Here is a 13,969-nt window from a genome sequence, read left to right as displayed (position 1 = left end):
TATCCTATAAAAAATTAAGGAAAGAATTAGACAGTTTGATGAATTTCACGAATCAGAGCTTCCGTTTTTTCCCAACCTAAGCAAGGATCGGTAATGGATTTGCCGAATACCTCAGGGCTATCTTGACGGCCGTCTTCTAAGTAGGATTCAATCATGAAACCACGGACATATTTGCGAATGGATTCATTCCAATCACGGTTGATGAGGGTCTGACGGACGATACGGATTTGTTCCAGGTAGTTTTTACCAGAATTGTCGTGGTTGGTATCAATTACGATAAATGGATTTTTAAGACCAAATTGTTCATACTGTTTGATGGTTTTCAAGAGAATATCATAGTAGTAGTTTGGCTCATAACCGCCCTTTTCAGTATTGGCACCACGAAGGATAGCATGAGCTAGAGGGTTGCCATCTGTATCAACTTCTGCATCGCGGTAAATAAAGTTCTGTTTGTTTTGTGCGGCGTAGATAGCATTGAACATAACGGTCAAATTACCAGAAGTTGGGTTTTTCATACCAGTTGGCATATCGACACCTGATGCAACAAATCTGTGTTCTTGGTCTTCAACCGAACGTGCTCCGATAGCATGGTAGGACACCAAGTCTTCCACAAGAGGGTAGTTGGCAGAGTAGAGCATTTCATCAGCAGTTGTGAGTCCGGTCTCAGTAATGACACGGTAATGCAAATTACGAACGGCTGCAATTCCGTTAATGAGGTCTGGTAATTTAGAAGTATCTGGCTGATGAACCAGTCCTTTATAGCCTTCCCCATTGGTACGTGGTTTAGCTGTGTAAACCCGCATGACCATGAAGATTTTATCTTTGACTTCCTCTTGAAGCTTAGAGAGACGACGTGCATATTCTAGAACGGCCTCTTCATTATCTGATGAGCAAGGGCCGATAACCAAGAGCAGACGGTCATCTTCACCTCGGATAATTCTTTTCAGTTCTTCATCGCGCTGATTTTTTGCAGCTAGAAATTCTCCTTCTAACTTGGAAAGTTCCTTTACTTTATCAATGTCTAAACTGGTGCTACGTTTGTGGATTCCCATAGTATTTTCCTATCTGTTGTAAATTTCTCGGATGAGTTCTTGTGTTTTTTCCCAGCCTAAGCAAGGGTCTGTGATGGATTTTCCATAGACATCTGGATTGTCTTGGCGACCGTCTTCAATGTAGGATTCAATCATGAAGCCGCGAACGTAGTTACGAATGGATTCGTTCCAGTCACGGTTGATTAAGGTTTGACGGACGATACGGATTTGTTCCAAATAATTTTTCCCAGAATTGTCATGGTTGGTATCGATAATAATAAATGGATTTTTCAAGCCAAATTGGTCATAGAGCTCAATGGTTTCTAGAAGATTATCATAGTAATAGTTTGGTAGGTATTTACCATTTTCATTGACTGCGCCACGAAGGATAACGTGAGCAAGTGGATTGCCAGATGTTTCAACTTCAGTATTGTTGAAGAGGAAGGATTGCTTCTTCTGAGCAGCAAAAAGACCGTTGAACATGACTTTGAGGTTACCAGATGTTGGATTTTTCAAGCCTGTTGGAACATCGATGCCTGACGCTACAAAGCGGTGCTGCTGATTTTCAACCGAACGAGCTCCGATAGCGATGTAGGAAACCAAGTCATCAACCAAAGGCAGGTTTTCAGGATAGAGCATCTCGTCAGCAGTAGTTAAACCTGTTTCCGTAATGACACGATAGTGGAGGTTACGAACTGCTTTGATTCCGTTGATGAGGCTTGGTGCAGCATCTGTATCTGGTTGGTGCATGAGTCCTTTATAACCATCACCATTGGTACGTGGCTTGGCAGTATAGACGCGCATGACCATGAAAATTTTATCTTTGACCTCTTCTTGGAGCTTGGCCAAGCGGTGAGCATAATCTAAGACAGCCTCTTCATTGTCAGAAGAACATGGCCCAATTACTAGGAGAAGACGATCATCTTCACCTTTTAAGATAGCTTCAAGTTCACGGTCACGAGCTTGTTTTTTAGCAAGTGTTTCTGGAGAAAGTTTTGAATGTTCTCGTACTTGATTGATGTCAATTTTTTCGCTGATTGGTGTAAACAATAGGTCTTCCTCTTTCATTTATAGATTTCTCAATTATACCATTATTTTTAAGAATTTAAAACCAATATTCATGATTTTGTGTGAAATTTACAGTAAATTCTGAATATTTTATATAAAGAAAATTTAAGAAATTTTACTTACAATAGGTTAACGATTTTTGATTCATACACTTTGGATAAAAATGTAATGGAAATCGATTTTTTTGCAAGTCATTGTCATAAAAATCAGAAAATATTTAATAAATATGATAGAATGGAAGTAATACTAGTTTGGGGTAAGGATATGAAATTAAGAAAAAACGTAGAAAAACTACAGGGTGTGATTCGTGTCCCAGGTGATAAATCAATCAGTCATCGTTCTATTATTTTTGGTTCCCTTGCAAAAGGTGTTACCCGTGTCCACGATATTTTGCGTGGAGAAGATGTCTTGTCAACCATGCAGGTCTTTCGTGACTTGGGTGTAAAAATTGAAGACAATGGTGATATTGTTGAAGTACACGGTGTTGGCTTTGATGGTCTTCAAGCACCCAAAAATGATTTGGATATGGGAAATTCTGGAACCTCGATTCGTTTGATTTCAGGCGTTTTAGCAGGTCAAGATTTTGAGGCGACTATGTTTGGTGATGATTCCTTATCCAAACGTCCTATGGACCGAGTGACTATTCCACTCAGTCAAATGGGAGTAGAGATTTCTGGACAAACTGAACGCGACCTACCTCCGTTGACCATCAAAGGGAATAAGAATTTAAAACCAATTCGCTACCAACTCCCTGTAGCCTCTGCCCAAGTAAAATCAGCTCTGATTTTTGCTGCCTTGCAGGCTGAGGGAGAGTCGGTCATCGTAGAAAAAGAGTTGACTCGAAACCATACAGAAGATATGATTGTCCAGTTTGGTGGACAGTTGGAAGTCAATGGCAAGGAAATCCGCATCCAAGGTGTTCAGGAGTTTATTGCTCAAGAGATTACAGTTCCAGGAGATATTTCAAGTGCTGCCTTTTGGTTGGTTGCTGGCTTAATCGTACCAGGTTCAAAAATTGTCCTTGAAAATGTGGGAATCAATGAAACTCGGACTGGTATTTTAGATGTCATTAAAGCCATGGGCGGTAAAATGACTCTTTCTAACATAGATGAACTTGCAAAATCTGCTACCATTACAGTTGAAACGTCGGAATTGAAGGCTACGGAGATTGCAGGCGAATTGATACCTCGTTTGATTGATGAGTTGCCAATTATTACCTTACTAGCGACTCAAGCACATGGAACAACGATTATTCGTGATGCTGAGGAGTTGAAAGTTAAAGAAACGGATCGTATTCAGGTTGTTGCAGATGCTCTAAATAGTATGGGAGCAACTATTGAACCAACAGAAGATGGTATGATTATTCACGGACCAACTGCTTTACATGGTGCTGAAATCAATACATTTGGTGACCACCGTATCGGTATGATGACTGCCATTGCCGCCTTGTTGGCCAAAGATGGAGAAGTTGTATTGGAAAGAGCAGAAGCTATCAATACTAGCTATCCTGCCTTCTTTGAACACTTAAATAGTTTGATGGATTAGGAGAATGTATGCCAATCGTTTTACTTGGATTTATGGGAGTTGGAAAAACAACAACAGCACATTTGTTAAATCTCCCCGTTTACGATATGGACCATATCATTGAAGAACGGATTGGTATGCCTATTGCTGACTATTTCAGTCTTGAAGGAGAGGCTTCGTTTAGACAACTGGAGACAGAGGTGTTGAAAGAATTGCTGGACTTACCTAGTAATTGTATCGTGTCAACTGGTGGTGGTGTGATTAAATCTGAAGTAAACAGGAAATTGCTGTTGGCAAATAGGGAGGACAATGTACTTCTTACTGCCTCCTTTGAAGTTTCCTATCAGAGAATTCGTAAGGATAGACAGTCGCAAAGACCTCTCTTTTTACAGTGTAGTAAGGAAGAGTTTGAAGCCCTTTATCGTGAACGAATGGCACTTTATCAAGGTTTAGCCGATACTGTAATCGATACAGATAAACTGAATCCAGAACAAGTAGTAAGGAAAATTTTATGCAAGTAGCCTATCTAGGACCTCGTGGTTCTTTTACACATCAAGTGGCCCAGCAGGCCTTTCCGACTGCGGATTTGCAGGCTTTTGAAACGATTACAGAGGTTATCAAGGCCTACGAAACGGGGGAAGTTACCTATTCCGTTATTCCAGTAGAGAACTCGATTGAAGGTAGTGTTCATGAAACGATTGACTATCTCTTTCATCAGGCGGAGATTCATGCGGTTGCAGAGATTGTTCAACCGATTGCCCAACAACTGTTAGCCACGAGTGCCGATAAAGCTGTAGAGGTTATCTATTCTCATCCGCAGGCAATTGCTCAGGGGAAGAAATATATTCAGGAACATTTTCCTCAGGCTCGTATTGAAATAACAGCTAGTACAGCCTATGCTGCTCGCTTTGTGGCAGAACACCCTGAACAACCATTCGCGGCAATTGCTCCGCAAGCGGCAGCAGTTGAATATGGACTGGAGGTAATTGCGCAAGACATCCAGGAAATTAGCGAGAATTTTACACGCTTTTGGATTTTGGGGGATAAGGCTCCGTCTATTGCACTGGAACAAGTAGCTAAAAAAGTCAGTCTTGCACTGACATTGCCAGATAACCTGCCAGGAGCCTTGTATAAGGCCATGTCTGTTTTCTCATGGAGAGGAATCAGCTTAACAAAAATAGAAAGCCGACCCCTGAAAACGGCTTTGGGTGAGTATTTTTTCATACTGGATCTTGATAATCAGTCTGAGGAATTATTAGCCTATTCTCAAAAAGAATTGACTAGTTTAGACATAACCTATAAAGTACTAGGGAATTACCTGGTCTATATGACCAGCTAGGATGAAGACAGATGAATAAAAACAATAATATCCTAACCCATCATGAACAATTGAGGTTAGATTATTTGCAAAAAAATATCCACTACTTAAATGACAAAGAAAGTCGTGAGTTGGATTATCTATTATATAAAAAAGAGCTGAGAGAACGGCATGGAAGTCCAAGGCAATCTCTACGTAGCTTCACACCAACGGCTTACGAAGATGACTTCGAGGAAGATTATTTTGAAGAGGATGATGAGCAAGAGGAACTGTTGCCTCGCTATCCTGAACGTAGATCCAGAAAAGCAAGACAAACCAAACCTCAACGGTTTCAGTCTCCTCGTATCGAGCCCAAAGCGAAAGTACCTAAACCTAAAAAAGCTCGTAAAAAGGGTGGTTTCAAGCGCCTTATTGGTTTCGTATTGCTTGCTATAGCGCTAGTGATTGTAGCGATGGGCTATAGTTTTTTCAAAGGTATGAATAGCGTGAGTGAGAAGCCAGTAGCTGAGGTCTTCAACGGCGTAGATACATCGAATGGGACAAATATTTTAATTTTGGGAACAGACGGTCGTGTTGGCGAAAGCTCAGGTGAAACTCGAACGGATACCATCATGGTTCTAAATGTGAATAACACGGATAACAAAATCAAACTTGTTAGCTTTATGCGGGATACCTTGGTGGATATTGAGGGATATGAATATAAACTCAATACTGCCTATACTTTGGGAGAACAGGATAATCAGCAAGGGGCTGAAGAAGTTCGGAAGGCGTTGAAGAATAATTTTGACATCGATGTCAAGTACTATGCGATGGTGGATTTTGCAACCTTTGCGACAACGATTGATACACTTTTCCCTGAGGGTGTAACGATTGATGCACAGTTTTCAACTATTAATGGTGAAGTCGTTAGCTCAGTAGAAGTGCCGAATGATTTACAGCTGGAAGAAAATGCTCCTGCTTATCAAACGATTCAGGTCGGTGTACAGCAGATGGATGGTAAGACCTTGCTTAACTACGCGCGCTATCGTTCGGATGATGAAGGTGATTTTGGTCGTACGAGACGTCAACAGGAAGTGTTATCTGCTGTTATGACACAGGCTAAAAATCCAATGAAACTATTCTCTGGCTCCGAAGCTATAGGTAAGGTTGTGGCGATGACTCCGACAACAGTGCCACAAAGCTTTATGTGGCTACAGGGACCAGGCCTTCTATTGGATGCGGCAAATGGTATCGAACGTGTTACAATCCCAGAAAATGGAGACTGGATTGACGACTATGATATGTATGGTGGTATGGCTCTTCGTGTTGATTTTGAAAAATACCAGCAGCGCTTGGCTGAGTTAGGCTTGCGTTAAGAAATATGGTATACTAGAAGTGACTTCGGTCACTTTTTTAGTGGTCCAAAAATAGAAAGTAGAATTATGTTAAAGAAAAACGATATTGTCGAAGTAGAAGTAGTAGATTTGACACATGAGGGTCAGGGTGTGGCAAAAATTGATGGTTTTGTCTTCTTTGTAGACAATGCTCTTCCAGGCGAGAAAATTTCCATGCGCATCTTAAAACTTAAGAAAAATATTGGTTTTGGTAAGGTGGAGCAATGGCAGAGCTTCTCGCCAGACCGTAATCAGGACTTGGATTTGACCTATCTAAGAACAGGTATTGCTGACTTGGGACATCTTACTTATCCAGCCCAACTAGCTTTTAAGAAAAAACAAGTTGAGAATAATCTACGTAAGATTGCAGGTCTGCCAGAAATAGCAGTAGCAGATACTTTGGGAATGGACAATCCTCTTGCTTATCGCAATAAGGCAGCTGTTCCTGTTCGTCGTGTGAATGGGCAGTTAGAAACAGGATTTTTCCGAAAAAATTCACATGATTTAGTTCCGATTGAGGATTTTTACATTCAACATAAGGAAATTGATGCCTTGGTTCTAGCGACACGTGACCTGTTGAGAAAATTAGACTTGAAGCCTTACGATGAGAAAGAACAGACAGGACTTGTGAGAAATATTGTTGTTCGTCGTGGTCATTATTCAGGTCAGTTGATGCTAGTTTTAGTTACGACTCGTCCGAAGATTTTCCGTGTTGAAAACCTTGTTGAGCGTTTGACAAGCCAATTTCCAAATCTTGTTTCTATCGTTCAGAATATTAATGACCAGAATACCAATACTATATTCGGTCAAGAATTCCGTCTTTTGTATGGCAGTGAAACTATTACAGATACCATGTTGGGCAATGAATTTGAAATTTCTGCACCGTCTTTCTACCAAGTCAACACTGAAATGGCTGAAAAACTCTATCAGACCGCCATTGACTTTGCAGAATTGTCGGCAGATGATGTCGTGATTGATGCCTATTCAGGTATTGGGACAATTGGTCTCTCCTTTGCAAAACAAGTTAAGCATGTTTACGGTGTAGAAGTCGTTGAAAAGGCTGTCCTTGATAGTCAGAAGAATGCTGCTCGAAATGGGATTGATAATGTTACCTATGTCTGTGATAGTGCAGAATCCGCTATGCAAAAATGGGTGGCAGATGGAGTCAAGCCAACTGTGATTTTTGTCGACCCACCACGAAAAGGTTTGACAGAAAGTTTTATCAAAGCAAGTACTTCTGTAAAACCAGAGAAAATCGTTTATATCTCTTGTAATGTGGCAACCATGGCGCGTGATATTAAACTTTATGAGGAATCGGGGTACAAATTGACGAAGGTACAGCCGACTGATTTATTTCCAAATACGCATCACATAGAAGTTGTGAGTTTATTGGAAAAACGCAACTAGATTGTCCAGCTTGCTCTCTCGTTTTTGGGCAAGCTGCTTCCAAGGTCCACAGGACCTTGGAACTCCCAAATACGCATCATATAGAGTGTGTTGGACTGCTCGTAAAAGCTTAGAAACCTTTGAACGAAAGGGATAATGAAAAGCCTTGGAGACAAGGCTTTTTGTATTGAGGTGGGGAAGTATCAGAGTGAGGAATTTTTTGGAGTGTGTAGAAGTGATAGCTAGAAATTTTCAGTTTCTATTTCCATTTACCCTGTGGGGACGTGTTTGTTTCCATTGACAAGGAGTTTGTGGGAATAGAAAACGTACCCACCTCTAATATCGCCTGAATGGGCGAATGAAGTGTGAGTTCTGAAATTGATACAATACAACTTAACTTTTTTTGAAAAAAATTCGAAAATTTATTTTGACTTGCGAATATAATAAGTGAGAGCAAGTTGCTTACTTATTAATGATGAAGAGGAAAAGTAGAATGACAACAATTTTTTTAACAAAAACAAACTGCACTAATTGCGGAAAACAAAGTACTTTTGAAAGATTTGATATGGCTTTTTGTGATTGGTAAAAGACTTTGAGGGTATGATATAATAGCGCAGAATTTTAGTATAATTAAGATGTAGAAAATTAATGGGAAAACAGCAGGAGAAGATAAATGATATTGAACACAAAGCGATTAAATATACGACCGTTTAGATCAGATGATATCGAAGATACTTTTGAAATTTATACTGATGCAGATGTATGTAGATACCTTTTAGAAGATGAATGGAATACTGAAGATAAAGAAGAGTTCGAAAAGAAAATTAAAAATAACAAATTAGAGGAGAACTCGAGCTTAAATCTTGCTGTAGTATTGGATAAAAAGGTTATTGGTGATATATCCGTTTGGTATACAGGCATGAAACAAACTGTAGAGATTGGATTTGTATTTAACCCAAAATTTTCTGGGAAAGGTTATGCAAATGAATCGGTTGAAGCCGTAATAAAAAAATTATTTGCTGAATATAATATTCATAGAATTCAAGCAAATTTAGATGCTAGAAACATAGCCTCTAAAAAATTATGTCAAAACCTTGGGATGAGACAGGAAGCACATTTCATAAAGGATTATTGGAATAAGGGTGAATGGACAGATAGCTTCGTATTTGGAATGTTGATTACAGATTTGAAGAAATAATTCGTAATACGTTACTCATCAGATTATAGCATGACGGTGAACAAGAACTTTGTTACATTTAGTAAAGGAATTGTCCAAGCTTTAGAATACCCTGCACATGTACTTGTTGCTTTTAATAAGGATACAAAGGTAATGGGTATACAAGTTTGTCGGGCAAAAACTAGGGGAGCATTTTCTTTTTCAAAACCTGTTGGGGAGCAAAAAGGTATTGTTCAGGTAGGTCATAAAAATTTAAAAGAAAACATATCAGGAAACTACCTATTGGATGGAAACCTTCCCCTGAGAAGATTGCAACAGCAAAAGAAAATGGTTTTGATCTAGGACCTGGGGAGACTTGGGTCGACAGTTATTGATTAATCAAATTTTTATATCATAAAAAATGGGAACAGTAAATCGAACTGCTCCTATTTTTGTGCTAAGTAAGTTGTTGTATTCTTGTAAGAATAGCGGTAGATTAGCGGATTCTCATCTATGGTACTTATCTCAAATAGGAAGAAGTGATCGCGGTTATCTTTAGACTTCTCTTTATTCAGGACAAAGTAATTCTTACGTGAAGTCGCCATTGTTTTGAGGATATCATCGGTCAGGAAGGTTAATGGAATATTCATGTTGGAGTAGCGGTAGAAGTCACGTTCAAAATCTTGGTAGCTCTCGCTGTAATAGTCCATTTGCAGGTGATTACGCTGAAACTCAAGCTGATTCATAATGCACCTCCTCAACAAGTTCAATACTCATAATATCTTTCAATTTCAAATTGATGTGACCTGTTGTAGTTTTTATCAAAATGAAATCTTTGGTCAGACTTGGTATAGTCCCAGTATAGGAAACATGCTTGTTTTTCTCAATCACATAAATGCGCGTGTGTAGCTGTCCAGCGTATACTTGGCTGAGGAGTAATAATTTCTTCTCTAGTGACAAATCTGACATGTACGTTACTTTGTTTGTATCATCTGAGAGTGCTGATGTATGCTCAGATAGGAAAAAGCCCATCCATTTTTGCATCTTTGTATCCTGGTACTCTCTTGCTGACTGAAATGGCAAGTATGAACGATCAATCATTTTAATCCCTCCAATCCACCAGCGGAATGACCGCCGATAAGTTTACTGCGTTCAATATTTCTGGAACCTTCGGTTAGGACGGTTCCTTTTTGAATAGCTAAAAAGCCAAACTGTTCTCTGACAACATCAATTGCTGTCTGAAGTCTATTTTCTTTTTCAATTTGTTCTACATCATCAAAAAGTGACAGTAGAGTAAAGTTTTCATCTACAAAGCCACCATAAGACACACCGATTTGCCTCACTGCACCAGAGGTGTATTTCTTTCGGAATAATTCAAGTACATGACCAACCATTGTTTTTGGAAGATTTGCTGGGTCAATTTTTTTCTGAGCATTAATTGATTTTTTCATCTCAGTTCTAGAATAGCCAATATGAATAGAAACGACAGTAGCTTTTTTATGTGCCGAGCGAAGACGGTTAGCAACTTGGTCAGCCATTTCAGCTAATACGATTTCAATTTCTCTTTGGGTTCTGTAATCTCTAGGAAGTACTTGAGAATTACCCAATCCTCGTGATTTTGGTTTATAGGGTTCATGGACGTTGCTCTCATCAACACCATTAGCATGAAACCATAGCTGAACACCGACTTTACCGAATTCTTTTTTGAGAATATCAGGATTGAAATTGGCCAGTTCTTTGATTGAATGAATACCAAGTTTTTGTAAATGAATCTCGGTTTTACTACCAATTCCCCAAAAGTCGGTTAATTTCGGAATGGACCATACCTTAGTTTCTACATCTTGGTATGACCAGTTAGCCCTCATTGTAGCGGTTTTCTTAGCTTCATTATCAAGAGCTAGTTTAGCTAGGAGAGGGTTGGAATTACTCATTCCCACAGTTGAGATAATACCTGTTTTACGGTAAATATCTCTCTGAATCATAGCCGAAACATTATCTAACTTACCTTTCCTTGACATTGACTTATCAGAAATAAAGTAAGAAAGTGAGCTAGTAAGGTCAATAAAGCCTTCATCGATTGAATAGGGGAGAATATCATCTGGAGCGGCATAGTCTTGAAAGATATGCTGAATCTCTAAATTCTTCTCAATATATCTGTCCATGCGTGGAGGAACAATAAGTGTACGCTTTGCCCAGTGTTCGATGAAAGATTTATACTTTGGTGTTACGTCAATCCCCTGTTTCCACGCATTCTGGTAGCTGAATTTACGAGTGTTTATGTCAAACGGTAAGTCGTAAGAACGCCCTACGTTTGCTTTTCCGAAAACTTTCTTAAACATAGGAGAAGAAGCCAATATTAATCCTGCTGCATTATCTGCTCGGCTCATGACGCATAATGATGTGTAGAGCGGATGCAATCCTCTATCCACACACTCTACCGAAGCGTAAAAGGACTTCATATCGAGAAAGGCTATGTCACTTTGAGGCTCTATAGAGTAGTCGATATAGCCCATAGGGTTATCTCCTTTTGAGTTTCTCTAACTCTTCAATAAGCTCACTAATGTAGTCTGTGATGTCGTATTCGAACTTATCGGGAGTAAAGATAATGCGTTCGTCCTTTATGTAAATCATTTCTTTAACATTCATTGGAATTCTCATCCTCCTCGGTCATAGCAATCAAAATAGAATCTTCTATCAAAAATGCGTAAGGATAGATTTTAGCATTCTCATTTTGAGGAATAAGAATTTCATCGAATCCTTCATTCTCTAGTCGCTCTTCAAAGTTGTCCATATTGAAAATTTCGACTTTACAGTCCGGATTGAAACCATACGTCCCAAGTTCTAAAATATCCTTTAGCTTCATGACTATACTCCCTCTACAGGCATGAAGTGGCCTACAACTAGACCAACAATTTTTGGTTCATCCTCATAAGGGATGAACTTTTCAGGATAGTCCTTATTCAGGGAAACCATTCTGAACCCATATTCTTCGCGGTAGAGTTTTTTGATATAAACTGAGTCATTCCATGATAATGCATAGACTGCTCCATCATAGTCGAATCCGTTTGAACGAATTAGTGCGACTTCACCACTCTTATAGATTGGCTCCATAGAGTCTCCCTCAATCCAAGCAGCAATGTCGTAACCGTATTGTTCCTCATCGGAGTAGACTGTTTCAGTTTCAAATTCGTCAAAGAATCCTTCTCCTAGACCAGCTGAGAGTTGGATATCTGATAGTACTTGTACTGAGAAGAGTGGAGTGACGTTTGAGGTTTGTTGTGAGAGAAGAATCTCCTCAACATATTCCTCTGCTTTTACCTGATTTTCGGGAGATAACTGAAGATAGTTATTGACGATATTGTATTCAGATTCGAAATAGGTGACGGGGACATCAAGAATAGTAGCAAGAGCAGTAAGGTTTTTTTGGTTAGGTACAGATTTTCCTGATTCCCACTTATTGTATGAAGCTCGATTAATATCTAAAAGATTTGCAAGCTCTGATTGAGAGTATTTTTTCTCGTTTCTTCTTTCTTTTAGACGAATCCCTGAAAACATGATGTATCACCTCTGTTGCTTTATTATGCAACAATTATACCTGAAAAAGAGTTGAACTTCAAGGATTTTTTTTATTTTGACTTTAGATTGCGAATTTCTACAGATTAAAATAAAAATCTGTAGTATTTTCCGGGATATAAAACACCTTTAAAGTTATAATATTCGAGTTTGGTTTGTTTTCTTTAAAATAAATCTGTAGCTTTTTGTTGTACAATGCTACAGATTTTTGATATAATTTTTAAAAATATATTTTGTGTCGAGGAGAAATTATGGCAAAAGTAGATTATTCAATTCAACGTTTAGATGATATAAGTTTTGCAGATATTGTTAAGGAAACACTGTGTAAGAAACATAACAAAGCAATTTATTATTCTGCGTTTCTAAGAGAGGACAGTGTGTTAGAAATACGGGAGTTACTTGAAGAGGAGACTGATTTTACTGCTGTTATTGGTATTAGAAATGGTTCAACTTCATCCCAGGGATTAAGAGCGTTAGTTGATACTGGCGTAAGTGTTTTTGTCGTTGATACGGGTTCGCAAACAACTATTTTTCATGCGAAATCATTGTTATTAATTGATGAAGAAAACGAGAGGGCTTATGCAGTAATTGGTAGTTCTAACTTTACCGTAGGTGGTTTTCATAGGAATATTGAGAATAACGTAAGTTTAGAGTTAGACTTAACCGATGATTCTGATAAAAAATTTTATGATGATTTTCTTAAAGGATATCAACAATTGTTGTCTTTTGTAGATGCTGAAAATGAAGATGGGGTAAACACAAGTAACGTTTTAAAAGTAGATAATAATAATCTTGTGGATGACTTGCTTTCAGATGGACGAGTAATTGACGAAACAATTAATAGGGTAAAAATTAGTTTAGGTAAATCTTCTATTCGTAGTAAGACTGTCAAACAAATGAAACTTACTCCTATTAAGAAAAAGCAAAATTTAACTAAGAATTCAAAAAATAATGATGGAGGTATTAAGGTTAATAAAACAAGTCCTGTTTTAACATCTACATTATCAGGAACAGTAAGTGAAGTATGGAAATCCAAAGAGCTGAAAGAAAGAGATTTAACAATTCCTTCTAATAGTAGAACTAACTCGACAGGTTCTATGCTAATGAAAAAAGGAGCGTATGATATTGATCAGCAGAGCTATTTCTACAATGAAGTGTTTAACCAACTTATTTGGTCGAATCGTGAAGGTAAACCGACATATAATTATTTTACAGAAGCTAAATTTCACTTCATTATAGAAGGAATTGAGTATGGACCATATACATTAACATTGAAATATGATGAGAGAACCGATACGAAGAGTTATCAGCAGAAACAACCGAATGTAAGTTTATCTTGGGGTGAAGCAAGAGATATTATAAAAAATCGTAATCTGTTAGGAAAAATAATGACTCTTTATAAAGTTGATGGAACAACGGATGAGTTCTTAATTGAAATTACTGGTGAATAAGTTTACTAATTTTCTTATGTGTTGATATAAATCCAAGCCTATGCTAATATCGTCACACAATAGAAATTGTGAAATATATGGATTTTTGA

At 38.3% G+C, this 13,969-nt stretch carries 15 protein-coding genes; 8 read left to right on the top strand and 7 right to left on the bottom strand.

What is annotated here, in order from left to right; all coding sequences use genetic code 11:
• Positions 1-26: 26 nt before the first annotated feature.
• Both GPW69_RS06330 and GPW69_RS06325 read right to left on the bottom strand, forming a co-directional pair.
• On the bottom strand, positions 27-1,052 hold the full coding sequence (locus GPW69_RS06330; protein WP_074391890.1) for a 3-deoxy-7-phosphoheptulonate synthase: 1,026 nt from the start codon (positions 1,050-1,052) through the stop codon (positions 27-29).
• A 9-nt stretch (positions 1,053-1,061) separates the two neighbouring features.
• Positions 1,062-2,099, bottom strand: a complete 1,038-nt coding sequence (locus GPW69_RS06325) for a 3-deoxy-7-phosphoheptulonate synthase (protein WP_024395871.1) — start codon at positions 2,097-2,099, stop codon at positions 1,062-1,064.
• Positions 2,100-2,363: 264 nt separating this feature from the next.
• Here GPW69_RS06325 and aroA point away from each other — a divergent pair, with 264 nt between their 5' ends.
• The 7 genes from aroA (at position 2,364) to GPW69_RS06290 (ending at position 9,219) form a co-directional block, all read left to right on the top strand.
• Positions 2,364-3,644, top strand: coding sequence for a 3-phosphoshikimate 1-carboxyvinyltransferase (gene aroA, locus GPW69_RS06320; protein ID WP_074391891.1), 1,281 nt, complete (start codon positions 2,364-2,366; stop codon positions 3,642-3,644).
• 8 nt (positions 3,645-3,652) lie between these two features.
• A complete protein-coding gene (locus GPW69_RS06315; RefSeq protein ID WP_074391892.1) occupies positions 3,653-4,144 on the top strand; it encodes a shikimate kinase in 492 nt (163 codons plus the stop codon).
• Positions 4,135-4,962 (top strand): prephenate dehydratase, encoded by an 828-nt coding sequence (pheA, locus tag GPW69_RS06310; RefSeq protein ID WP_002941297.1) that lies wholly within the window; start codon positions 4,135-4,137, stop codon positions 4,960-4,962. The genes GPW69_RS06315 and pheA overlap by 10 nt, the downstream gene beginning before the upstream one ends.
• Positions 4,963-4,973: 11 nt before the next feature.
• Positions 4,974-6,296 (top strand): LCP family protein, encoded by a 1,323-nt coding sequence (locus GPW69_RS06305; protein WP_074391893.1) that lies wholly within the window; start codon positions 4,974-4,976, stop codon positions 6,294-6,296.
• A gap of 66 nt (positions 6,297-6,362) precedes the next feature.
• The gene (gene rlmD / locus GPW69_RS06300; protein ID WP_074391894.1) at positions 6,363-7,721 is read left to right on the top strand and encodes a 23S rRNA (uracil(1939)-C(5))-methyltransferase RlmD; all 1,359 of its coding nucleotides are present in this window, start codon (positions 6,363-6,365) and stop codon (positions 7,719-7,721) included.
• 652 nt (positions 7,722-8,373) lie between these two features.
• The gene (locus GPW69_RS06295; protein ID WP_024418928.1) at positions 8,374-8,898 is read left to right on the top strand and encodes a GNAT family N-acetyltransferase; all 525 of its coding nucleotides are present in this window, start codon (positions 8,374-8,376) and stop codon (positions 8,896-8,898) included.
• Between the two features lie 36 nt (positions 8,899-8,934).
• A complete protein-coding gene (locus tag GPW69_RS06290; protein WP_232051790.1) occupies positions 8,935-9,219 on the top strand; it encodes a hypothetical protein in 285 nt (94 codons plus the stop codon).
• 83 nt (positions 9,220-9,302) lie between these two features.
• Here GPW69_RS06290 and GPW69_RS06285 read toward each other — a convergent pair whose 3' ends face one another.
• The 5 genes from GPW69_RS06285 to GPW69_RS06265 form a co-directional block, all read right to left on the bottom strand.
• Positions 9,303-9,602: a DUF5960 family protein gene (locus tag GPW69_RS06285; protein ID WP_074391896.1), complete on the bottom strand. Its 300-nt coding sequence runs from the start codon at positions 9,600-9,602 to the stop codon at positions 9,303-9,305.
• Positions 9,589-9,957 carry a hypothetical protein gene (locus GPW69_RS06280; protein WP_074391897.1) on the bottom strand — a complete coding sequence of 123 codons (369 nt, stop codon included), beginning with the start codon at positions 9,955-9,957 and terminating at the stop codon, positions 9,589-9,591. The genes GPW69_RS06285 and GPW69_RS06280 overlap by 14 nt, the downstream gene beginning before the upstream one ends.
• Entirely contained in the window at positions 9,954-11,369 is a 1,416-nt protein-coding gene (locus tag GPW69_RS06275; RefSeq protein ID WP_074391898.1) for a Y-family DNA polymerase, read from the bottom strand. Before GPW69_RS06275 ends, GPW69_RS06280 begins: the two co-directional genes overlap by 4 nt.
• Before the next feature lie 122 nt (positions 11,370-11,491).
• Positions 11,492-11,719 carry a hypothetical protein gene (locus GPW69_RS06270; RefSeq protein ID WP_074391899.1) on the bottom strand — a complete coding sequence of 76 codons (228 nt, stop codon included), beginning with the start codon at positions 11,717-11,719 and terminating at the stop codon, positions 11,492-11,494.
• A 2-nt stretch (positions 11,720-11,721) separates the two neighbouring features.
• Complete coding sequence (locus GPW69_RS06265) at positions 11,722-12,411, bottom strand: helix-turn-helix domain-containing protein (protein WP_074391900.1); 690 nt, start codon at positions 12,409-12,411, stop codon at positions 11,722-11,724.
• Positions 12,412-12,680: 269 nt separating this feature from the next.
• Here GPW69_RS06265 and GPW69_RS06260 point away from each other — a divergent pair, with 269 nt between their 5' ends.
• Positions 12,681-13,880: a phospholipase D family protein gene (locus GPW69_RS06260; protein ID WP_074391901.1), complete on the top strand. Its 1,200-nt coding sequence runs from the start codon at positions 12,681-12,683 to the stop codon at positions 13,878-13,880.
• Positions 13,881-13,969: the final 89 nt, after the last annotated feature.

Source organism: Streptococcus suis, from assembly GCF_902702775.1.
Classification (GTDB): Bacteria; Bacillota; Bacilli; order Lactobacillales; family Streptococcaceae; genus Streptococcus; species Streptococcus hashimotonensis.
Note: the sequence above shows the minus strand (reverse complement) of the source record. Positions and strands in the feature narration are given on the sequence as shown.